20 protein-coding genes and 1 tRNA gene are annotated in these 23,389 nt (G+C 40.6%); 15 read left to right on the top strand and 6 right to left on the bottom strand.

Going from position 1 to position 23,389, the window contains the following annotated elements; all coding sequences use genetic code 11:
- Positions 1 to 17: 17 nt before the first annotated feature.
- From AB669_RS21710 to AB669_RS20890, 4 genes are all read left to right on the top strand, one after another.
- Complete coding sequence (locus AB669_RS21710) at positions 18 to 458, top strand: immunity protein YezG family protein (RefSeq protein ID WP_053058529.1); 441 nt, start codon at positions 18 to 20, stop codon at positions 456 to 458.
- Between the two features lie 54 nt (positions 459 to 512).
- The gene (locus AB669_RS20900) at positions 513 to 1,352 is read left to right on the top strand and encodes a hypothetical protein (protein ID WP_053058528.1); all 840 of its coding nucleotides are present in this window, start codon (positions 513 to 515) and stop codon (positions 1,350 to 1,352) included.
- 63 nt (positions 1,353 to 1,415) lie between these two features.
- The gene (locus tag AB669_RS21705) at positions 1,416 to 1,973 is read left to right on the top strand and encodes a T6SS immunity protein Tdi1 domain-containing protein (RefSeq protein WP_053058527.1); all 558 of its coding nucleotides are present in this window, start codon (positions 1,416 to 1,418) and stop codon (positions 1,971 to 1,973) included.
- A 243-nt stretch (positions 1,974 to 2,216) separates the two neighbouring features.
- Positions 2,217 to 3,056 carry a metallophosphoesterase gene (locus AB669_RS20890; protein ID WP_047801310.1) on the top strand — a complete coding sequence of 280 codons (840 nt, stop codon included), beginning with the start codon at positions 2,217 to 2,219 and terminating at the stop codon, positions 3,054 to 3,056.
- Positions 3,057 to 3,199: 143 nt separating this feature from the next.
- On the opposite strand, the gene nagB is transcribed toward AB669_RS20890, so the two are convergent.
- Positions 3,200 to 5,119: a glucosamine-6-phosphate deaminase gene (gene nagB, locus AB669_RS20885; RefSeq protein WP_047801309.1), complete on the bottom strand. Its 1,920-nt coding sequence runs from the start codon at positions 5,117 to 5,119 to the stop codon at positions 3,200 to 3,202.
- Positions 5,120 to 5,255: 136 nt separating this feature from the next.
- Entirely contained in the window at positions 5,256 to 6,446 is a 1,191-nt protein-coding gene (locus tag AB669_RS20880) for an ROK family protein (RefSeq protein WP_047801308.1), read from the bottom strand.
- Positions 6,447 to 6,638: 192 nt separating this feature from the next.
- Between AB669_RS20880 and AB669_RS20875 the strand changes: the two genes are divergently transcribed.
- Both AB669_RS20875 and AB669_RS20870 read left to right on the top strand, forming a co-directional pair.
- Positions 6,639 to 7,472 (top strand): hypothetical protein, encoded by an 834-nt coding sequence (locus AB669_RS20875; RefSeq protein WP_047801307.1) that lies wholly within the window; start codon positions 6,639 to 6,641, stop codon positions 7,470 to 7,472.
- 54 nt (positions 7,473 to 7,526) lie between these two features.
- Positions 7,527 to 7,600: transfer RNA gene (locus AB669_RS20870), tRNA-Pro, on the top strand.
- A 27-nt stretch (positions 7,601 to 7,627) separates the two neighbouring features.
- On the opposite strand, the gene AB669_RS20865 is transcribed toward AB669_RS20870, so the two are convergent.
- The 3 genes from AB669_RS20865 to AB669_RS20855 form a co-directional block, all read right to left on the bottom strand.
- Positions 7,628 to 8,053: a MarR family winged helix-turn-helix transcriptional regulator gene (locus tag AB669_RS20865; RefSeq protein WP_047801306.1), complete on the bottom strand. Its 426-nt coding sequence runs from the start codon at positions 8,051 to 8,053 to the stop codon at positions 7,628 to 7,630.
- 90 nt (positions 8,054 to 8,143) lie between these two features.
- The gene (locus tag AB669_RS20860) at positions 8,144 to 8,563 is read right to left on the bottom strand and encodes an organic hydroperoxide resistance protein (RefSeq protein ID WP_047801305.1); all 420 of its coding nucleotides are present in this window, start codon (positions 8,561 to 8,563) and stop codon (positions 8,144 to 8,146) included.
- 195 nt (positions 8,564 to 8,758) lie between these two features.
- Positions 8,759 to 9,532 carry an HAD-IIA family hydrolase gene (locus tag AB669_RS20855; RefSeq protein ID WP_047801304.1) on the bottom strand — a complete coding sequence of 258 codons (774 nt, stop codon included), beginning with the start codon at positions 9,530 to 9,532 and terminating at the stop codon, positions 8,759 to 8,761.
- A 305-nt stretch (positions 9,533 to 9,837) separates the two neighbouring features.
- Between AB669_RS20855 and pxpB the strand changes: the two genes are divergently transcribed.
- The 5 genes from pxpB to AB669_RS20830 are packed head-to-tail and all read left to right on the top strand — an operon-like array spanning position 9,838 to position 16,078.
- Positions 9,838 to 10,593 (top strand): 5-oxoprolinase subunit PxpB, encoded by a 756-nt coding sequence (pxpB, locus tag AB669_RS20850; protein ID WP_047801303.1) that lies wholly within the window; start codon positions 9,838 to 9,840, stop codon positions 10,591 to 10,593.
- Positions 10,574 to 11,566, top strand: a complete 993-nt coding sequence (locus AB669_RS20845) for a biotin-dependent carboxyltransferase family protein (protein WP_047801302.1) — start codon at positions 10,574 to 10,576, stop codon at positions 11,564 to 11,566. Before pxpB ends, AB669_RS20845 begins: the two co-directional genes overlap by 20 nt.
- Positions 11,563 to 12,327, top strand: coding sequence for a LamB/YcsF family protein (locus tag AB669_RS20840; RefSeq protein ID WP_047801301.1), 765 nt, complete (start codon positions 11,563 to 11,565; stop codon positions 12,325 to 12,327). The genes AB669_RS20845 and AB669_RS20840 overlap by 4 nt, the downstream gene beginning before the upstream one ends.
- Positions 12,324 to 13,511 carry an NRAMP family divalent metal transporter gene (locus AB669_RS20835; protein WP_047801300.1) on the top strand — a complete coding sequence of 396 codons (1,188 nt, stop codon included), beginning with the start codon at positions 12,324 to 12,326 and terminating at the stop codon, positions 13,509 to 13,511. Before AB669_RS20840 ends, AB669_RS20835 begins: the two co-directional genes overlap by 4 nt.
- A 2-nt stretch (positions 13,512 to 13,513) precedes the next feature.
- Positions 13,514 to 16,078: a M1 family aminopeptidase gene (locus AB669_RS20830; RefSeq protein WP_047801299.1), complete on the top strand. Its 2,565-nt coding sequence runs from the start codon at positions 13,514 to 13,516 to the stop codon at positions 16,076 to 16,078.
- A 344-nt stretch (positions 16,079 to 16,422) separates the two neighbouring features.
- Here AB669_RS20830 and AB669_RS20825 read toward each other — a convergent pair whose 3' ends face one another.
- On the bottom strand, positions 16,423 to 17,157 hold the full coding sequence (locus AB669_RS20825; RefSeq protein ID WP_047801298.1) for an NUDIX domain-containing protein: 735 nt from the start codon (positions 17,155 to 17,157) through the stop codon (positions 16,423 to 16,425).
- 309 nt (positions 17,158 to 17,466) lie between these two features.
- Between AB669_RS20825 and AB669_RS20820 the strand changes: the two genes are divergently transcribed.
- The 4 genes from AB669_RS20820 (at position 17,467) to AB669_RS20805 (ending at position 23,363) form a co-directional block, all read left to right on the top strand.
- Entirely contained in the window at positions 17,467 to 19,920 is a 2,454-nt protein-coding gene (locus AB669_RS20820; protein WP_053058526.1) for a glycoside hydrolase family 3 N-terminal domain-containing protein, read from the top strand.
- A 61-nt stretch (positions 19,921 to 19,981) separates the two neighbouring features.
- Complete coding sequence (locus tag AB669_RS20815) at positions 19,982 to 21,406, top strand: sugar MFS transporter (RefSeq protein ID WP_047801297.1); 1,425 nt, start codon at positions 19,982 to 19,984, stop codon at positions 21,404 to 21,406.
- Positions 21,407 to 21,570: 164 nt separating this feature from the next.
- The gene (locus tag AB669_RS20810; protein WP_047801296.1) at positions 21,571 to 22,164 is read left to right on the top strand and encodes an RNA polymerase sigma factor; all 594 of its coding nucleotides are present in this window, start codon (positions 21,571 to 21,573) and stop codon (positions 22,162 to 22,164) included.
- Positions 22,165 to 22,232: 68 nt separating this feature from the next.
- The gene (locus AB669_RS20805; RefSeq protein ID WP_047801295.1) at positions 22,233 to 23,363 is read left to right on the top strand and encodes a FecR family protein; all 1,131 of its coding nucleotides are present in this window, start codon (positions 22,233 to 22,235) and stop codon (positions 23,361 to 23,363) included.
- Positions 23,364 to 23,389: the final 26 nt, after the last annotated feature.

Raw genomic sequence — 23,389 nt, 5'->3', positions numbered from 1 at the left:
TTTGAGATTTAAGACCTATGGATATTATCAATAATTTAATCGAAGAAATTGGACAAACCGTGTTTGACAATGTTCCGGTTGACGACTGGAGCAAGATTTTATTAGAGGCTTCAGTTTTATCGACTTATGTTGAGTTAACCGTAACCTACTATGTGGAAGAAAAAATAGGGAAATCTTTTGATCCCAACTACGAAAATGCTCCGGAAGAAAAAGAAGTGGATAACCTGCTGATTCAGTTAAGGAACGAAATGTATAAGCTTAGTCCTGGAAAAGGTGCCTGGTATAATGTTGAGATGATTGTAGCTGAGAGCGGAGATTTCGAAATTAAATATGATTATGATAACCGACCAAATTTCGAAATGGAACCCGAAGATGATGAATTTGTGATCGACAATGAAGAATTTCCCCGTGATGCTGAAGCCACGCCAGCCTGGTTAAAAGAAATATTGAACAAATAAGGAATAATAAATATTATCAATTTACTGATTATAGATTGAAATTAAAATTATGTAATGGAGGTTTTACACCTGATGAATTTGTTGGAAAAACTGAATGTCGATAACCGGATCATCAAATTAATAAAAAAGGAAGTTTCCTTGCCCAATTATATCGATGATCTGAATTCTGTTTCAGACTATTGGTATCCGCATCCGCCATGTTTAATTCCACTTTTTTTAGGACATGGGGCTTCATATAAAGGGATTGTTAACCATTTTTTCTGTGATAGGGAAAATACTTATGTTGAATATTTTCTGGAATCTGGTTATCTTTCAGAAATAGCCCGAAATGCTGATCAGTTTCTTACATTAATCGCATTGAGAATGATCATTACCAAAGACGAGTTGACAGATGAAATTATCGAATTTTGTAAGCTTAATAATCTCAAAGAATACAAGGCTATTGATGAATTTGTCGTCGATTATGGTGATGATCCTGAAGAGTTCGATCACCTTGTTTATTTCAAGGGTAACAGACCATTTAAGTATTTGAAAAATATTGATGGTTATCATGGAGACTTTCCTTCATCACTTTTTATTTTAAACACAAAAAAACACATGCAGAATGCAGCATTTAAAGAGATAGCCCCAGTAGAATTATTAAATCAGGTTGAAGGTAAAGCGCCATGGTTAACAGGTAAGGAATCTGGGAAGGAGCTGTTTCAAAACTACTTCAACAATAATCAACTCAAAGAAGCCTGGCTGACCTTAAACGGCGGAGTTTGGCTGCTTAGTGATGTAGCCGATGCGCTGGAACAACTGAAACTTAAAACAAAAGATGAATTATTTACAGCAGTTGCTGATCATTGGATCGCAGGTTGGAAAAACTCAAAATTTTTAGATGGTAATTTGTAATCGGGATTTGAAAACTGATGTAAAAACAGGAATAATATATGTTTACAATAAGCTAATCGAGCTATGTTTGCGAAATTTATAGAAACGTATGGAGCAGGTGCCGATGTAAAGAATATACCTTCCGGTGATTTAGATGGGTTTAGAGATGTATTGCCAGCTGAGTTGCTTGAGCTAGTTGCACTGGGAGAAGGAAGCTACATGAATGGGTTTTTATGGATTGTTAATCCGGCTGAGTATCGCCAGCTGGTTAACGAAATATATCTGCCAGTTTCTCATCCGTCTGTCTGTTTTGCCCGTGATGCATTTGGCTGCCTGTATTTATGGGAAGATAACAGTGTGGTTTATATTGACATAAATTACAGTAAGCAAGAAGTGGTGGGCAGGAAATTAAACGTATTTTTTGATCTGAAATTAACAGATAATTCATTCCTTGAAAAAAAAACATCTTATAAAAAATACTTAGATGTTAAGTCCAAATTAGGCCCGCTTTCAATAGATGAATGTTATGGTTATATCACCTTATTAGGATTGGGCGGTTTTGACAAACCTGAGAATTTAAACAAAGTTAAATTGAAGGAATATTTATCGATAGTAGCCCAGGCATTGGGGAAAATACAATAATCAAAGTAAAAGATGCTCGCTTCAAAAGCCAATGGCCTGTTAAGGATAGAAAATACGATTATTCTGGGTGACGATGAGCATTATTATAAATTGTTTACAAAACGCATATTATAATGGCATTCAATGATATTAAATCTGTGTTAAGTTTTTGACCGAAGGGCATTTAGAACAGATTTGTGATTTAAATTTGTATTTTACCGGAACAAGTTCTGGTTGTTCATTTCTGTCAGTAATTTATTGCTCATGTCATCTTCAAGAAGAAATTTCATAAAAGGAACGGTATCCAGTTTGTTAGTAGCTGGGATCAGCACCTCTGCTGATGCGTTGATTCTGGATCAGGCAGCTGTAAATGCGCCTGTAAAGTTAAGGTTTGCTATTGCCTCTGACGGGCATTACGGACAGCCCGGGACGGAATATAAGAAGGATCATGAAAATATGATTGGATGGCTTAATCAGGCACACGAGAAAACTCCATTTGATCTGGTGATTATCAATGGCGATCTGGTACACGATCGACCTGAACTTTTGAAGGAGGTAAAGCACAATTATTACGATAAATTGAAGGTGCCATTTTATGCACTTCCTGGTAATCATGATCATGCAGATACTGCACACTGGATGTCGGTATTTGGTTATGAAGATAATTATGCTTTCGAAAAGAACGGTATTGGTTTCGTCATGGCAAATACCTCAAACATCAAGGGCGCTTATTTGAGTCCCGATAATCAATTCATTAAGGCGGAGCTTGAGAAGTTCAGGGGCTTAAAAACAGTATTTGTTGTACTGCATATTCCGCCACACATCTGGGTTCCACAGCATCCTTTTGTTGATGCGCCGGATACCGTTTCACTGCTGCACAGTTATCCGAATGTTAAGGCTGTATTTCATGGCCATGACCATAGCTTAGATGCGGTTTTTTATACCGATAAGTTGCCTCACTTTTTTGATTCGCACATTGGGGGTAACTGGGGAACGGCTTACAAGGGATTCCGGATTGTAGAAGTGGGAGAGGATGATAAAATATCAACGCGACAGATCAATGCCAGTGGAACGCCTGCATTGAATGAGACTTCATTTTCGTGAATTCAGTTTTTGGATCTGGCTAACAAAAAAGGCCGTCCCCCCGGACGGCCTATAACCCTAATGCGCTCAAACATTGGGCTGCCTGCTACATCGCCAACGATAATAACAAGACAGTTTCGTTTAATATCCCGAAACTTCGGGGATTAATATTTAAACCGGACGAAAGCTTCAATTGCTTCATATTCAGCTAAGCCCAGCTTATTGTATCTGAAAGCTGTTTCACTGGTGCGTTCTTCTGCGCGAACCCAGAATTCACGGGCATCATCTCCGGGGAATACCGGAATGTCTTTTTGCGACTGGTGTTTAAAGATGGCATGTCTTTTCCGGATCACTTCCTGTGGTGAAAGTGGAACAGCCATTTCAATCTCGTGTATTTCGAATTCGTGCCATGCGCCTCTATAAAGCCATAACCAGCAATCGGCAACCCAATCTTCAGTTGCTTTAAGTCGCTTTAAGGCTTCGTGAATGATATTGAAACATACCTTATGTGTTCCGTGCGGATCTGCAAAATCTCCAGCAGCAAATACCTGTTGTGGTTTTACTTTTTTAAGGAGTTCCATCGTTTCGATGATATCATCCTCATATGAAACATTTTTATCGTATTTCGCGCGATCGTAGAAAGGAAGGTTCTGGAAGTGAATGTTTTCGTCTTTCACACCAGAGAATCTGGCTCCGGCAACAGCCTCACCTTTTCTGATCAGGCCTTTGATGTTTTGAATTTCTTTGGTATCAGCCTGGTTTGGTGCTTTATTGGCAAAAAACTCACGGGTTTCAGTGTAAGCTTTTTCCAGTGTTGTTGCATCTGTTCCCTGACTTTTAGTAAGGTCTATATAGAATTCCAGGTAGCGTAACACGTCATCATCCCATATGGCTGTGTTGCCGGAAGTCTGGTAGGCTACATGGACGTTATGTCCCTGATCGGCAAGGCGTATAAAAGTTCCACCCATGGAAATTACATCATCATCAGGGTGCGGGGAGAAAACAATGCTGTTTTTGATTTCAGGTTTTGCTCTTTCAGGTCGCTGACTATCATCGGCATTTGGTTTGCCACCCGGCCAGCCGGTAATGGCATGCTGTAACTGGTTAAATATTGAGATATTGATGTTGTAAACAGGGCCTTTTTCTGTAGCCAGCTGTGCCATGCCATTGTTGTTGTAATCGTCTTCGGTTAATTTTAATACCGGTTTTTGCAGGTGCTCTGCCAGCCAGATTACTGCTTTTTTAATCAATTGCGGGTTCCAGTCGCAATCTTTAACCAACCAGGGTTTATCAAATCTGGTGAGTTGCGAAGCAGCGTCCTGATCAATAATAAATTCTACGTTATTGGAAAGCTGAAGGTAAGTTGCGGGTACATCGGAAGAGATCTCTCCCTCAACTGCTGCTTTTAAGATATCGGCTTTTTTCTCGTTCCATGCCACCAATACAATTTCTTTGGCATTGAAAATTGTTCCTACGCCCATGGTAATGGCTTTTGTAGGTACATTTTGTTTAGAACCGAAATCTTTGGAAGCATCCCTTTTGGTCAGGTCGTTTAAGGTTACCAGTCTTGTGCCGGAGTTGGGAGCAGAGCCTGGCTCGTTGAAGCCGATATGACCTGTTCTGCCTATTCCCAAAAGCTGGAAATCCAATCCACCATTTTCGGCAATCTTTTTTTCGTATGCTATGCAGTAGGCCTGTATTTCATCTTCACTTAATGTTCCGTCGGGAACGTTAATGTTTTCGCGAAGAATATCAATGTGGTTAAACAGATTCATGTCCATGAACTTTACATAGCTTTGCAGGCTATCCGGATTCATTGGATAATATTCATCAAGGTTAAAGGTGATTACATTTTTAAAACTCAATCCCTCTTCTTTATGCAGGCGAACCAACTCTTTGTAAATTAAAATCGGAGAAGCACCAGTAGCCAATCCCAAAACGGTTTTAAGTCCGTCTTTCTCTTTTTTCCGGATGAGGGTTGCTATTCTTTTTGCAATATGTACCGAAGCGTCAGCCTGAGTAGCAAAGACATTAACCGGTATTTTTTCGAAACGAGTTTCTTCTAAAAAGTTTAACCTTGACATATATGAATTAATTTATGTCAAACTTAATAAAACATTTTAATAAGTTTAGCTACTTTATTAAAATAAATTAAATGTTATTGCCTTTGCTCGACCTTTTGATGGTGGATCCCTATTCTGCGATTTCTATATGATGATACTAAATAAGGTGTTCCAGATTTTCAATTACCAGAATTGACGCTCCGATAAGTTCAGCATCGAAGCCGAGGTTACTTAATTTGATCTCTGTGCCGGCAAACAGGCGTGGGATGCAATATTTGTTGAGTGCCTGCTGAATGGGAGCTAACATGATTCTTCCTGCCCGTACCATTCTCCCGCTTAATATAATGGTTTGGGGGTTCATGATATGGATGAGGATAGAGAGCGCTCTGCCGATATCATAAGCCGATTCAGATATGAGTTCAATGGAAAACTGATCGCCGTGGTTAGCTTCAGCAAGGATGGCATTGCTCATGTTGATCTTCGAGTGGTAGTGCTTAGGGTTGCGGAGGCTACTCACTTTGCCGGCTTCCAGTCCGCTGATTGCTTTGTTCGTAACGGCCAAAAGACTTGCCACTGCTTCGAGGCAACCTTGCTTGCCACAGCTGCAAAGGATTTCCTTTTCGGTGATCGGGATGTGGCTGAATTCACCTGCGAAACCATTATATCCTCTGTATAATTCTCCTTTCACGATCATCCCCAGTCCGATTCCCCAACCAAGATTGATTACCATCACTTCTTTTTGTTGTGCAGCGTCACCTAATTTATGTTCCGCTAAGGCCACCAGACTGGAGTCGTTGTCAATAAAAGTTGGAATACCGATTTCTTCGGAGAGGTAGTTTGCCAGGCTTTTTTCCTGAGGTTTCAGGTATGTGAAATTTATGCCTTTCTTTGCGTCGACAAAGCCAGGCATACCAATACCGATGCCCATTATTTTGGATTTAGGGATTTTGGAATCACTAATGTAATTTTCAATGGCCGAGATGAGTTTTGCTAATGCTTCATCATCATGTATCAGATCAATTTCAAGCGAAACAGCTGTGTATGCCTCATTATTTTGCAGGTCAACCAGTCCGATTCTGGTGGAAAGCTGATCCATTGCAATTACAATAATATAGCTCTTGTTTTCTACCAATGCATACATCAGTGGCCTTCTTCCCCCGCTAGATGGTGCAAGACCCTTCTCGGCGACATATCCATCTTCAATTAAATCAGCTATCACTTTGTTTATCGAGGGGATACTTTTATCCAGTCGCAATGAAAGTTCTGCAGATGTAGCTGATTTGATATAAAATAGTTCTTTTATAACATCCAGGTGTATTGCCGAGTATTTAGGCTTTTTGTTTTTCATTTATGCTGAGGGCGGGTGATTACTCAAAGATATATCTTTTTATAAAAATGATGAAGGAATTGTAACCAGAATGAGTGATATCTGATTACTTATTAAAATAAATTAAAAAGTATTACAATGATATTAAAATTATTTGGTATGATTGTGTAATTTTGAAATCATTCAGGTTAGATCTTTAGCCCAAAAAATAATATGTTAATCATTGCTGATAGCGGTTCTACAAAAACAACATGGAGTATTACGTATCCAGACGGAAACAACGAGGTATTTGCAACCGAGGGGTTAAACCCTTATTATATGGATGAAACCTACATTGTAAACGCGATAAAACGTGGGATGGGTACAGGTTTTGTTTTTGATGAGGTAAAGCAGATTTTCTTTTATGGTGCAGGATGTGACGGGGATAAGAAACATGTATTGGCGAATGCCCTTTCATCGTTGTTTCTAAATTCGTCGGTTGAGGTTGATTCGGATATGATGGCTGCGGCAAGGTCGCTTGTGGGGAATGGATCAGGTCTGGTTTGTATATTGGGTACCGGAATGAACAGTTGTTTAATCCAGAACGGTCAAATTTCTCATCAGGTAAATTCTTTGGGCTTTTTAATGGGTGATGAGGGCAGTGGCGCATACCTTGGAAAGCGCTTACTGGTGTTGTATGCCCGCTATGCATTGTCGCCGGAGATTATGGACTTGTTTTTTCAGGAATACCAGATTAAGCCTGAAGAAGTGCTTGATCTATTTTATGGGCAGAAATTACCTAACAGATTTTCGGCAAGTTTTACGGTGTTTTTAAGTAAATATATTGACCACCCTTGTGTTTTTGGTATTGTAAAAAGTGGTTTCTCGGATTTTTTCGTTAACATCATTTCACGCTATCCAGATTATCAACAGTTTAATATCAATTGTGTTGGCTCGATCGCTTTCGTATTTCATGAAGTATTGGAAGAGGTTGCCCGGGAATTCGGTATGACATGCGGAAAAATCTCTAAATCGCCAATGGATGATTTATATAAATTTCATCTTTAAATTTGATTTTTTCGGATGGGTTTTTATCTTCGCGTTGAATTTATAATGATTCATCGGGACGTAGCGTAGCCAGGTATCGCGCCAGCATGGGGTGCTGGAGGTCGGAAGTTCGAATCTTCTCGTCCCGACACATTTACAAATATTTTCGGTTTGCCCTAAGAGAGGTTCAGGATCATTTTATCCAGTACCCGCTTAAGTTCCTTTGCCTCCTGTTCATTGATTCCCAGGTTTTCTCTGATGCGCTGATGGAGTTTTGGAGCCTGTGACTGAAGTTTACTGCCTTTATCTGTAAGGGATATAATAATACTTCGTTCATCTTTATCAGAACGGGCCCTGTTGAGGAGTCCTGTTTCCTCCATGCGCTTGATTAAGGGGGTGAGGGTGTTCGACTGAAGTTTGAGCTTATCGCTCAAAACACCCAGATTAATATGATTATTTTCCCATAACACCATCAGTGCTAAGTACTGCGGATAGGTTATGCCCATTTCATCGAGTACTGGCTGATAACACTTTGTTACCAGGCGAGAAGCAGCGTAAAGGGGGAAGCAAAGCTGATCTTCAAGTTTATAAAATTCTTCCATGGGTGTGAGTATGATCTAATTCTGATGATCTCCAAAGATAGAAAATGAAAGCTACAAAGCATTTTTAAAATGCCTTGTAGCTTTTGGAAACTAAAGTATTTCAAGCGTTACCTCTATATTTCCACGGGTAGCATTTGAATACGGGCAGATTGCGTGGGCTTTTCCGACCAATTGCTGTGCCTCACTTTGATCAATGCCAGGTACAGTAACCTGTAAAGCTGCGCCCAGTATAAAACCGCCTTTACCATCAGGATGTAATGCTATGTTTGCTTTAACTGTTGTTGGTTCAGTAGATTTCACGCCAGCCTGATGCATAACCAGGTTCAGGGCGCTGTCGAAACATGCTGCATAGCCTGCTGCAAAAAGCTGCTCAGGATTGGTATAGCCCGTTCCGTTTCCACCAAGTTCTTTTGGCATTCTAACTTCTAATGATAAAGCACCGTCTTCGCTGCTTATTTGTCCGTTGCGTCCACCGGTTACGGTTGCGCTGGTTTGATATAAGGTTTTCATATTGTATTGATTATGTATCGTTAACGATTATATCGTTTACGATACAAATATTAAAATTTATTTTGATAAGCCAAAAATAACGGCGTTTTATTTAAATTTATTTCTTTAGGCTGACTTTTAGAGGGTAGGTGAAGCAGGGGAACACCGAGCCTTATGCAATTATCTCCTGTCCTGATTTATTTTGCCAACGGTGTTTTACCACCAGGCTAGCGGGAATTTAATTTCGTCGACTGAACTTGCTATCATATCGGGTTTGAAGGCATAATGACCGAGTGTATCTTTGGTCGCTATTCCTGACAAAACCAAGATGGTCTTATAACCCATTTGTACACCTCCTTGTATATCAGTCTCCATGGTGTCGCCGATTACTGTTGTTTCACTGGTTTCCAACCCGAGGAACTTCCTGGCCGAGCGCATCATCACGGGGCTTGGTTTCCCGGTTACGAATGCTTTACGACCTGTGGCTTCTTCGATCATTGCGGTAGTTGCTGCTATGCCCAGATTATTCCATCCTGGTTTCTTTGGTGACGGGTCTCTGTTTGTGGTAATGAACTTTGCGCCGGCCAGAATCATGTCTACTGCGCGCTGAACCATTTCGAGGGTAAAGTTTCTGCCTTCGCCAAGTACAACAAATTCGGGGTCTGTATTTACTAACGTAATTCCGTGGGCATGTAAACTGCTTAGCAGGCCGCCTTCTCCCAGTACATATGCGGTTCCGTTGGGGCTTTGATCAGATAAAAATTTAGCTGTAGCCATTGCACTGGTATACACATGGCTTTCTTCTACCTTTATGCCCATTCCTTTGAGTTTGCGAACCACTTCCAGACTTGTGCGTTGGCTGTTATTGGTCATGAATGCGAATGGTATGTCTTCGTCGACCAGTTTTTTAATGAATTTATCGGCACCCGTTATCAGCGCTTCGCCACTGTAGATCACGCCGTCCATATCTATTAACAATCCTTGTTTCATGTATTTGATTTAAAGTGAGGATAAAATGTATTCGATCAGGCCAAATTTAATTACTTTATTGTTATGAGAAGATAGTGTTATGTTAATTCGGTAAGAAGAATTCTGGATTTTGAAATAGGGATGGCAATATTTAATCTGTTTAGCGGTGGTGAATAGGCAAAACAATCCCGTTAGCGCATGCTAAATGCGATGGGATTGTTGAGGGACTGTTAATAAATATTGCCAATATTGGTTAATTATTGCAGGAAATTGATTCTTTTAAAGATAATTGCTTCGATATTTTAATAATAATTATATTTAGCCTGATGATTTCATTACAGTCGGCTACAAATTCTGATATTCTGATCTATTTTTTGAGCGAGGAGGCAGTAAGCGTGGTTTTTGGTCAAGACATTAACGAAGCAACCTTTAAACGGATTAGTGAATTTAATGCACTGCTTACCTGTAATCCTTTTATAGGTTTTAGGACGACAGTTGTTGCCTATACCACGCTTAGCGTTTTTTATTCACCGATAGAAGTGATGCAATCGGTATTACCTGGAAGCACTGGTTTTGAAAAGATTTCTGCTTATTTGGATCTGCTGAATGCAGAAGCTACGAAGTACTATTCTCTGAAGCAAAGACGGATAGAAATCCCTATCTGCTATGGGGGAATTTTCGGTCCCGATTTACAGGAGATAGCTACTTTTAACCGATTATCTGCGGAGGAAGTTATTCATTTGCACAGCAGTGCAGTTTATAAAGTTTATATGATTGGCTTTGTTCCAGGATTTGCTTATATGGGGGGGATGGACGAGCGGCTGGCTACTCCAAGAAAGGCGCAACCCAGACAGGCAGTACATGCAGGTTCGGTTGGAATTGCCGGAAAGCAAACCGGCATTTACCCGCTAAGTATTCCGGGTGGATGGCAAATTTTAGGGCGAACACCCATCCATTTATTCGATATCAACCGAATGCGGCCTTCATTTTTAGAGGCTGGTGATGAGGTGCGGTTTAAGGCTATTGATGAGCAGCGATATTATGAATTGAGTAATCTTAAAGATGGCCATCAGGATCATTAGGGCGGGCGTTTTAACAACGGTACAGGATTTGGGCAGGCCCATGTTTCGAGGTCAGGCGGTACCTACTTCAGGTGCTATGGATCAACTTTCAGCCCGGCTGGCCAATAAGGCAGTTGGCAATCCGGATGGTTCAGCCTTAATTGAATTTAATTACGGTGGAGCTTCATTTTTTGTTGAGTGTGACTTGCTTATTGCCTATAGTGGATATGGTGCCATATTTACTGTTAATGGTGTTGATTTACCCTGTAATCGTCCTCTTTTCATACCTGCAGGTACAAGTATTACACTGAAGGAAAATCTGCAGGGTTCGAGATCTTACCTGGCCGTAGCCGGGGGATGGAAGGTAACGGAGATCATGGGGAGTAGAAGCACCTATCTCTCTGGCGGCTTCGGCGGTTTTGAGGGGCGAGCATTAGAAGCCAATGATTTGCTTATCAATGAGGCCGGTATGAGTCCATTGTCTAAATCTATTTTAGAGCACTTAAAAAGCAGTGAAATTAATTTTCCTAAATGGAGCATTTCTGATTCCCGTTTTGTTCTCAAAAATGAGGTCAGAGTAGTGCCCGCGCAGGAGTTTTTATGGTTTGATGCGATTTCGATTATAAGCCTGCTTACTAAACCTTTTGTGGTAAATGCTCAGGGGAACCGTATGGGGATACCTATTGATGGTCCATTGATGAGTAGAAGAAAAACTGATGAGCTGTTATCGACTGCAGTTACTATGGGTACAATTCAGGTTACCGGAAACGGAAATCTTGTTTTACTAATGGCTGATGCGCAAACAACCGGTGGTTATCCACGAATCGCTCAAGTAGCCTCAGTTGATTTGGTAGCTTGCGCACAAATGAGGCCGAATAAAGAGATTTTTTTTAAAGAAATTAGTAGCGATGAAGCAGAAGAGCTGTATCTTGAACGTGAAATGCATCTTAAGCAGCTCGATGCTACAATTGCCTATAAATTTATGATTGAATGATAAAAACTGTTGATCTAAACTGCGATCTGGGGGAGGCTTTTGGCAATTATTCGATGCCTAATGATAGCTTGCTGATGGATTACATATCCTCTGCTAATATTGCCTGTGGTTTTCATGCGGGCGATGCCCAGGTAATGGAGGAAACCATCAAACTGGCAATAACCAGAAAGGTGGCTATTGGAGCACATCCGGGTTTTCCGGATTTACAGGGTTTTGGTCGCAGAGAAATTAAGTGTTCTCCGCGGGAAGTTTACCAGATTACCTTGTATCAAATTGGCGCGTTATATGCTTTCGTAAAAGCAGCAGGAGCCAAACTTAACCATGTAAAACCGCACGGGGCCTTGTATAACATGGCTGCCAGAGAATATCCTTTGGCTCAGGCGATTGCCAATGCAGTTAAAGATTTTGATGAGAATTTAATTGTATATGGGCTTGCAGGTAGTCAGCTGATCAATGCTGCAAGGGAACTTGGATTGAGAACAGCATCTGAAGTTTTTGCCGACCGCACGTATCAGGATGATGGTTCACTTACACCGAGGTCGCAACACAACTCTGTGATAAAAGATGATCGGTTAGCTATGGCTCAGGTTTTGCAGATGGTTAATGAGCGGAAGGTAACCACGGCAAATGGGAAAACGATTTCATTGCTGGCGGAAACGATCTGTTTGCACGGCGATGGGCTTCATGCAGTTGATTTTGCCAGGGAGATAACGGCAAGTTTACAGGCTGAAAATATCATTATAAAAGCTCCGCATTCATGAAAAAGAAATATAACTGGAGCGTGCTTTTGGGTGCCGCCTTTTTAATGGCTTCTTCGGCTATCGGTCCGGGGTTTTTAACCCAGACAGCTGTATTTACCGAACAGCTAGGTGCCAGCTTCGCATTTGTAATCCTACTGTCGATCGTTTTAGATGCTATTGCACAATTGAACATCTGGCGGATTATTGCTGTCGCAGATCAGCCGGCACAGGAAATTGCGAACCGGGTATTTCCGGGACTGGGTTATTTTCTATCTTTTCTGGTTTTCCTGGGAGGCCTAGCTTTTAATATTGGTAATATCGCCGGTGCAGGATTAGGGTTAAACGTGCTGTTTGGGATAAGTGTACAACAAGGTGCTGTGATCAGTGCGATACTGGCGATTGGAATCTTTGTGTACAAAGAAGCGGGTAAGGCTATGGATGTGTTTGCTAAAACCATGGGTTTGATTAAAATTTGTCTGGCACTTTTCATTGCTTATATCAGTGATCCGCCGCTGGCTGAAGCAGCAATACGTTCAGTGAACCCTACTCAGTTCAGCTTTGGGGCAGTGCTCACTATTGTTGGGGGTACCGTAGGTGGCTATATCACTTTTTCGGGTGCTCATCGCTTATTAGATGCCCGGCAAACGGGGATAGAAAACCTTTCAGCAGTAAACAAGGGGGCGTTAAGTGCCATTGGGCTGGCTTCGTTAATGCGTTTGTTGTTATTTATCGCTGCCTTAGGAGTAATTTCTACCGGAGCGAGATTAGATCCGGCTAACCCGGCAGCATCTGTGTTCCAGCTGGCAAGCGGCCAGTTCGGCTACAAGGTTTTTGGTCTGGTTATCTGGGCTGCAGGAATATCTTCAGTAGTTGGCTCGGCGTATACTTCAATTTCTTTCATAAAAAGTTTTCATCATTTTATATTAAAATATCACAAAGTCATCATCATCATTTTTATCATCAGCTCTTGTATCATATTTCTGATTGTAGGCAAACCGGTAAAAACCTTGCTTGCTGTTGGCGCTATTAACGGGCTAATTTTGCCTATTGCCTTGGGGGTGATGCTAATCGGAGCTTACCGTACTAAAATCATTTCTAACTATAAGCAGCCTTTATGGCTAACACTCACCGGTGCAGCTGTTGTTATCACGATGATTTGGATGGGCTACGGTACCATTGCCAAACTATTAACTGTAAATCCATAACCATGTTCAAGTTTTTTGCCTTTTCTTTAGTATTACTATTTTCGATTCAGTTTTGCAGCACGGCTCAGACAAATCTTCAGGTACAGCCGGGGGTATCGGAGCAACTTGCATTACGAAGGAGTCAGGTAATCAGCAATGTGCACTATGAACTTCATTTTAATATCCCTTCGCAGGTAAATGCAGCCATATCCGGAATAGAGCAGCTTAGTTTCTTTTTGAAAGATCAGTCAGAAGACTTACAACTTGATTTCAAACAGCCATCGGCAAATATTAAAATGATAAAGGTGAATGGTGAACAGATCGAAGTCCGCCTTGTTAATGAGCATCTGATTGTTGCCGCGAAATACCTTTTGAGCGGAAAGAATGTTCTGGAAATTAGTTTTATTGCGGGGAACGAATCGCTGAACCGAAATAATGAATATTTGTATGCCTTATTTGTTCCAGATCATGCCAGGAATACTTTTCCGTGTTTTGATCAGCCTAACCTTAAAGCCAGATTTGTTTTGAGCTTAACCGTTCCTGAAGGATGGAAAGCCTTAGCAAACGGAAAGCTGAAAAGCAGCAGCAGTGAAGGGGGGAATATACGGTATGATTTTGTGCAAACAGACATTTTGCCAACATATTTATTTTCATTCACTGCAGGGAAATATACCGCATTAGAGAAGAATATCCAAAAATATAACTATGCCTTCCTACACAGGGAAACTGATCGTTTAAAGATCAAATTAAGCGTTGATTCTATTTTCAAAGCCCATTCGGATGCGATTAGTTTTCTGGAAAACTGGACTGCGATTCCATTTCCTTTTCAAAAAATAGGTTTTGTTGCCGTTCCTGATTTTCAGTTTGGAGGGATGGAACATCCTGGAGAAGTACAGTATAAATCTTCCAGTTTATTTTTGGATGAGGGCGCGACCAAGGATCAGTTCATTAGCCGCTCTAATCTGATTTCTCACGAAACTGCCCACATGTGGTTTGGGGATCTGGTGACCATGAACTGGTTTAATGATGTTTGGATGAAAGAGGTTTTTGCAAATTTCATGGCAGACAAGGTGACGGAAAAATTGATGGGGAAAGAAACTTTTGATCTGAAGTTTTTACAGGATCATTATCCGGCAGCTTATGGTGTAGACCGTACATTGGGTGCAAATCCAATCAGGCAGCAGCTGGATAACCTTCAGGACGCAGGATCGATGTATGGCAACATTATCTATCACAAAGCGCCGATTATGATGCGTCAGCTAGAGCTTTTAATGGGAAAAGACAAGTTTCAGCAGGGTATCAGGACTTACCTTAAAAAATATGCTTACCGCAATGCAACATGGAATGACCTGATTAAAATTCTGGGAATGTATACGAGTGAAAACCTTGAAGCATGGAATAGGGTATGGGTAAACACAGCAGGAAGACCTGTATTTGATTACGATATTAGTTTTAAGAACAATCAGATTGATCAGTTAAAAGTTATGCAGCACGCGGAGGTTGGAGCAAATGCAGTATGGCCACAGGTTTTTAGCATAACGTTATTTTACCCTGATGGCAAAAAACAAATTGCGATTAACCTGAACCAGCCTGAGGTTGAGGTAAAAGAAGCGAAGGGGCTGGGCAAGCCTTTGTACATCTTATTTAACAGTGATGCGATGGGCTATGGTTTATTTCCACTGGATCCAAACAGTGCTAAGCGGTTTTCGGATTTAAAAACCCCATTGGAGCGTGCTTCTGCTTATATCAATGCTTATGAAAACATGCTGGCTGGACGTAACGTGAAGCCTGCTGAATTGCTTCAACTTTTTGCCGAAAATATAAAACAGGAAAAAGACGAAATGAATCTCAGGCTTTTGGGTGGTTATATTTCGGGTATTTACTGGTCGTTTCTCAAGCCTGCTCAGCGGTTGGAGAAATCGCCAGAACTGGAAAGCGTTTTGTGGGAGACCATGCAATCTACACCGCTTTCGAACAATAAGAAAGCTTTGTTTGGAACTTATCAGAGCGTTTATATGAGTAAAGATGGAGGGATGAAGCTTGTTGAGATATGGAAAACCCAAAAGGGGCCGACAGGAATTAAGTTGACAGAAGATGATTTTACCGGCATAGCCTTCACTCTTGCGCTTAAGAGTGATACCGTTTCGAGTTATTTGAAGATACAGCGTGACAGGATTACCAATCAGGAGCGAAAAAACAGGATAAGTTTTTTAATGCCGGCGCTATCAACTGACGTAAAAGAGCGGGATTCTTTTTTTGCGAGTTTATCTGAACGGAAAAACAGGCAGAAAGAGGCATGGGTAGGCAGTGCATTAACTTATCTAAACCATCCATTAAGACAGTCGACTTCTATAAAATATTTGCCAAAGAGTCTGGAGCTTCTCGAGGAAATCAAAAATACAGGGGATATATTTTTTCCTCAATCGTGGCTTGGCGCAATTTTCAGTAGCTATCAATCAAAAGAGGCCTATCAGATTGTAACTGATTTTCTGAAGAAGTATCCTGATTATAATCCTAAGTTGAAAGGTAAAATTTTGCAGGCTACTGATCATCTTTACCGGTCGCAAAAGATTGTGCCGGATAAATAAGTGCCCTGATTAATATACTACTTTTGCGTACAGCTCTTGAAAACCGGATCACAACCTCATTTGCTTCCTGGGGGTAAACATGCCCTCCGGGATGCTCGTATAGCACGAATGGTGTTCCTGATGTTGATGGATAAAGCGTAGCATATTTTGCATAAGCCTCTCCGGTTTTTGCTGCGAGGTAGAGGAGCTTTTGATGCTTTTACCTGTAGGGAAGAGACAATGCCTATGCTTAGCAGCATGAGCATTTTGAAATATGTGTAGAACCGTTTTTTGCTTAACATATCCATAAGACTTTCACATTGTTGGAAAGTTTAAGAAAAAGCATTCCATTTGAAAAGTTTACCTTACCATATATTGGTATTTAAAGCCTTTTGATAGTTTTCCTCATCGAACTTATACAGGTTGGGTGCTTTATGTGCGCCGCCTTTCCGTAGTTCATCCAGTTTAATAAGGATGTTGTAACGAAGTATTTTTCTGTAGAAGTTGCCGCGGTTGAGTTTCTGACCCAATATCGTTTCGTAAAGTGCCTGCAACTCCGGCATGGTAAACGTTTCTGGCAGCAGGTTATAGCCAATAGGCTTGTAGCTAATATGCTCTCTGAGCGACTCCAATGCTTTTCCGATGATATGTTCGTGATCCATCACCATTTTAGGCAATTTGTAAACGGGCATCCATTCACAACGGTCGGAATAGCTATCGGTAACTGGCGTAACTTTGGTATGATCTACCAAGGCATAGTAGCCAATGGTGATAAACCTTTGCTTATGCCATAAATCATCAGGATAATCTGCGAAATAATCTTCGGAACGGTTAAGGTTGCCAAAGACACCAAAATTATTCAGAAAGATTTTTTCGGCGCCACTTCGCTCGAATAATATCCTTTGTGCTGCGTCGTCTATTGATTCGTTTTTGTTGATATACCCACCTGGGAGAATCCATTGATCGTCGCCACTCATTCTTAGAATTAACACATTCAAGGTGTTATTTATGAATCCAAATACCACGCTATCAATCGATAAGTGGGGTAAAGACTTTGCCCATAGATCGGCGCTTGCTTCCTGAATTTCTCTATTAATCATCAGCTCAAGGTAACATTTTTTAGGGGATCTAAATTAATAATTTGTTTTTCCAGATTAAACAAGCTAATATTGCTTCATAATGAAGCAATAATAAAATTTTTAGATTTTTTCTAACCAATCTTTAGTTCTCATCAGGTTTGTATTGCATTGTTAGCACTTAAGATTATCAGATACTTAACCGTTTGTTTAATGATGAGCACTCCAGAACGTATTTTTAAATTTAGGTAGATGAATTATTTAACCCATTTTGATGACTTCGTTATGAAGCTTGAAACTTCAATCACATTGAATAATAATAATATATAAATCATGAAAAAGAACGACGTAAACAGGGTGCTCAAGCTTTCGCTGTTGGGGGCAATGGTATTGTCAAATATCTCGTGGAAAAATGCCGGCGATAAAAACAAAAATACTGTTGCTACGCTTACCATTAATGGTTTCACATTTGCAGATTTAAATAAGAACGGGAAGTTGGATAAATACGAGGATTACAGATTACCATTGGGCGAGCGGATAGATGATTTGATCAGCAAAATGACCGATGATGAAAAAGCATCAATGCTGATGGGTACAGGAATGCCTGGTTTTGACGGCTTAACACCGGTAGTTGGCGCAATAGAAGGCCGTGTTCCTGGCGCTGCTGGTGGTACCTACGAAGTTAAACGTTTGGGTATTCCGGAAATTATTGTAGCTGATGGCCCAGCAGGGTTGCGCATTAAACCTATTCGTGATAATGATAAAAATACTTACTATTGTACCGCATTTCCAGTGGGAACGGCTTTGGCCTCTACGTGGAATCCTGAGCTAATCCAAAGTGTGGGAAAAGCAATGGGGAATGAGGTAAAAGAATATGGTGTGGATGTATTGTTAGCACCTGCGCTAAACATTCACCGTAACCCATTGAATGGCCGTAATTTCGAGTACTATTCTGAAGATCCACTTGTGGCGGGAAAGATCGCTGCTGCGATGGTTAACGGAATTCAGGCGAATGGGGTAGGGACTTCGATCAAGCATTTTGCTGCGAATAACCAGGAAACCAATCGTCTTTCCATAAATGAACACATCACTGAAAGGACCATGCGTGAGCTTTACCTGAAGGGTTTTGAGATCACTGTGAAGGAGTCAAATCCATGGACGGTGATGTCATCCTACAACTTAATTAATGGAACCTATACTTCAGCAAGACATGATTTACTGACTGATATTCTTCGGGATGAGTGGGGATTTAAGGGGATTGTGATGACAGATTGGTTTGGAGGCTACGCAGGCTTCAATTCACTGAAGGGCGGAACGAGTAATGTTGTTGCGCAACTGGAAGCCGGAAACGACCTCCTTATGCCCGGACTGCCCGCTCAGAAAACGGCCATTCTTGAAAACCTTAAGAATGGCAAACTATCGAAAACATCCGTAGATGTAAATTTGAAGCGTATTTTAGCATTGGTATTCAACTCGCCCACGATGCAAAAATACAAGTACAGCAATAAGCCTGACCTTAAAAAGAATGCTGAAGTAACGAGAAATGCTGCGGCAGAAGGCATGGTGCTGTTGAAAAATAATGATTCAGTTTTGCCTTACACCTTGAAAGCGCAACCGATTGCTGCTTTTGGCGTAACTTCTTACGAGTTTATAGCCGGTGGAACAGGTAGTGGAGATGTAAATGAAGCTTATACTGTTTCTTTAATTGAAGGGCTCGAAAAATCTGGTTATAAACTGGATAGTGATTTAAAGGACATGTATACCCCATTCGCTGCAAAGGAAAAAGCTGCTGAATTGGAAAGCCGTAAAAAACGTGGTATCCTGGCTTTACCCGAAAGGTTACCTGAACTGGATTTGAGTAAAGATTTGATCAATAAAAAAGCTGAAACCAACTCATTAGCCATTATTACTTTAGGTAGAAACTCAGGTGAAGGAGGGGACAGATCTGTTAATAATGATTTTAACCTTGCCAGTGACGAAATTACGCTAATTGATAACGTAACTGAAGCTTTTCATGCCAAAGGCAAAAAAGTTGTGGTGATATTAAATATTGGCGGTGTAATTGAAACTGCCAGCTGGAAAGACAAAGTTGACTCCATTCTTTTGTCATGGCAGCCGGGCCAGGAGGGCGGAAATTCAGTTAGTGATATTTTCTCGGGCAAGGTGACGCCGTCTGGTAAGTTAACCATGACTTTCCCTGTTAAATACGAAGATACACCATCAGCTAAAAACTGGTTAGGTACACCGTTAGACAACCCGGAGAATGTAACTTACGAAGAGGGGATATATGTTGGCTATCGTTATTTTAACACTTTCAAAGTTAAACCTTCGTTCGAATTTGGCTACGGTTTATCTTACACCAGTTTTGAATATAGTGATTTAAAACTAAGCGATAAAACTTTCAACGGAAATTTAATTGCTACGGTTACCATAAAAAACACAGGGAAAGCAGCGGGTAAGGAGATTGTTCAACTTTACCTCTCAGCGCCACACCAAAATATTGATAAGCCAGTTGCGGAACTAAAAGCCTTTGCAAAAACTAAGTTATTAAAGCCAGGACAATCGGAAACTTTACAGCTGGCGTTGTCGCCTAAAGACTTAGCTTCGTTTATGGAAAGCCAAAGTGCATGGGTTGCTGAAGCGGGTATCTATAAAATATCGGTAGGGTCGTCATCACTAAATGTGAAACAAACGGCTGAGTTCTCATTGCCAAAGGAATTATCTGTTGAGAGAGTTCATAAAGCATTTGCATTAACAAGTCCTGTTAACGAACTTAAAAATAAATAGACCAATAAGCCGCCATTATTGATGGCGGTTTAATTTTTTAACATCATTCTTCTAACATACGATGAATAACAAAACTGCAGAAAGCCAGACCAGATCAAATTACGCCGTTCCCTTAATTACCATTACCCTTTTGTTTTTTATGTGGGGTTTCATCACCTGCATGAACGACATCCTTATTCCATATTTGAAGCAGCTTTTTAAATTGAGCTTTTTTGAATCTATGCTGGTGCAGTTTTGCTTTTTTGGTGCATATTTCATCGGGTCGTTGATCTACTTTTTAATTTCTTATTTCATGGGTGATCCTATTAATAAAGTGGGATACAAAAAGGGCATCCTTTTTGGAATTTTGCTTGCTGCGATAGGCTGCGTATTATTTTTTCCGGCAGCAACTTTTTCGGTATATCCGTTATTTTTGGGTGCATTGTTTGTATTAGGTCTTGGATTTACTGTACTTCAGATTACTGCGAACGCATACGTATCTTTACTGGGGCCAGAAGACAGTGCTTCGAGCAGGTTGAACCTTACGCAGGCATTTAACGCTTTCGGAACCACCATAGCGCCGATTTTAGGTGGTCATTTAATCTTTGAGTTTTTCTCGGAAGCTGACGGAAGTTTTAGTGCTTCTGCTACGCGTATTCCCTATTTAATTTTTGCAGGTATTCTGTTGCTGGTGGGATTATTGATTTTTTATGTCAAGTTACCTTCTTTTAAACCGGATGAAGCGGAGCAAACCAAAGGCCTTGGCGTATTGAAGTTCCCGCATCTTGCGAGGGGGATCATTGCCCTTTTTTGTTATGTGGGAGCAGAAGTTGCTGTTGGCAGTTTTATCATCAGCTTTTTACACTTACCAGAGATTACCGGTTTAGAAGAGGCCGTGAGTAAGAATTATTTATCGCTTTATTGGGGAGGGGCCATGATTGGTCGCTTTGTAGGGTCAATCTCTCTGAATCATGGTTTAAGCCAATCGAAAAAGATGGTGTATATGCTTGGAACTTCTATCCTTGTTTTTGCCGTCATTTACGGGATTGTAGATTTAACATTTGCCCAGATGAGTTTCTTTCTGATATTCATAGCCTTAAATTTTTTAGGTTTTCTTGTCGGTAAATCGGCACCGGCCAGAACGCTTGCTATTTTTTCAACCATCAATGTACTTTTACTGATCTCGGCAATGATCAATAAAGGGGATTTTGCGATGTACAGCCTCCTTGGTATCGGGATATTTAACTCTATCATGTTTTCTAATATTTATACGCTATCGATTGCAAAACTAGGTGCTTATACCAGTCAGGGGTCTTCATTATTGGTTATGGCGATTTTAGGCGGAGCAGTAATGCCACTTATTCAGGGGGCGGTAGCAGATCAGATCGGAGTCCATCATTCATTTGTGCTGCCATTATTGTGCTATTTATTTATTCTTTATTTTGGTATTTATTGTAGTAAACATCTCAAGGAAATCGAGCAAACGGAGGTAAAGGGGGGACACTAGTTGTGATTCGAAGTTTGAGCTGGGGCGAGTGATGTTGGACTTTTTGGTTATTTACAGGTTTAAGTATATTTTCTGTTACAATTGGTTGCATGTTTGTGAGAAATTATACTATTTTTGGTTGCGCATCTCCCTGTCCCTAACTAAAAAAAACATTTAAAGCTGAAATGACCAATAATGGCATCTCATATTCTAGTTTAACTGACAATGAGTTGTTGTATCATCTAAAGAATGATGATCATCTGGCATTTACTGAGATTTTTAAACGATACAGCGCCCTGTTATATTCAAATGCCTTTAATAAACTGCGAAATGAAAGCGATGCCAGGGATGTTGTTCAGGAAATGTTTATCAAAATCTGGACGAAGCGTGAGTCCATCCAAATGGACAACAATCTTTCCGGATATTTATTTGTGGCTTTGAGAAATGGTATTTTTAACCTGATTAAACATAACAATCTGGTTACTGCTTATGCAGATCAATTTTCACAGGCTAACGCTGACAGTGGTGTTTACACTGATACTTTGATTCGTGAGAAGCAGTTTGCCGCCATGATAGAAGCTGAAATTGCCAGCTTGCCTCCACGTATGAGAGCAGTTTTTGAGCTGAGAAGGATGGAGAACCTTTCTAATAAAGAGGTAGCAGCCCGTTTAGGAATTACAGAATCTACGGCAGCTGATCAAATGAAAAAGGCACTTAGGATATTAAAAACGAGGATTGGCTTAATCTTAGTGGTTGTACATTACCTTAACGTAAAATAAATTTTAATTCTCTATCCCCAATCTGTGTTTCACAGTTGTATTACATATAACATTCCGTAATCAACTAAATGGACGAACAGCAATTCATTGAAATTTTAGACCGGTATATTGCAGGTACAGCCAATGCTGAGGAGCAGGCCTGGCTGGAGTCTGCCTATATCAACCTGAACAAAAAATCCTTTTCTGTTTACGATGACGGTTTTCTCGATGCCCAAACCGATCAGATTTGGCATGTGGTTGCCAACGCTACACAGCCACCGAAAAAGTTGACAGGCTTGATGCCATTTATATATGCCGCCGCCGCGTTGCTTATTGTTTCGCTGGTAGCTGTTTTGGTTTATAACCAAAGTCATCCAAAATCTTATCTAACGAATCTGCCTGCAGCCAAAGATATCAAAGCAGGCAGGGATAAAGCCGTTTTGATACTTGCAAACGGTAAACGCATTGATCTGGATAAAACCGGAACCGGATATCTTGCCGATCAAACAGGAGTTAAAATATCGAAAACTGCCGACGGCCAAGTTGTATATAATATGCCTCAACAGATTGAACAAGTTGAGAAGCCTGAATATAATACCATTCAAACGCCTGCCGGGGGGCAATATCAGGTTAATTTACCAGATGGAACCAAAGTTTGGCTTAATGCTTCTTCGTCGGTAACCTTTACGACTTCATTTGAGGTTGAACGGAGGGTAAAGCTTAAGGGTGAGGCTTATTTCGAAGTGAGTAAGATTTCCGTTGATGGAAAAAGAATTCCATTTGTTGTTGAGACTCAAAATCAGAAAGTTGAGGTGCTGGGTACTCATTTCAATGTAAATGCTTACAGCGATGAGCGCACAATCAAAACCACTCTACTTGAAGGTAGCGTGAAGGTTAATGATGATGTTTTACTTCAACCTAATCAACAGGCACGGGGAAATGGATCGGACATAAAAGTATTGAGTGTAAATGCACAGAATTTTATCGACTGGAAAAATGGTGATTTCATTTTAGAGAATAATGATTTCAGGACCATTATGCGTAAGATAGCTCGCTGGTATGATGTGGAAATTGTATACAGTGATGATGCGCCTCAGAAACTCAACCTGGGGGGATGGATTTCACGCTCCAAAAATATTTCGTCCATTTTAGGAGTAATGGAGCAAACTGGAAAAGTTCATTTTAATATTGAAGGAAGGAGGATCACGGTAACCAGATAAAAATAAAACGTGGTTCTAAAAAGAAA

The sequence above is a fragment of the Pedobacter sp. BMA genome (assembly GCF_001027745.1).
Taxonomy (GTDB): domain Bacteria; phylum Bacteroidota; class Bacteroidia; order Sphingobacteriales; family Sphingobacteriaceae; genus Pedobacter.
Note: the sequence above shows the minus strand (reverse complement) of the source record. Positions and strands in the feature narration are given on the sequence as shown.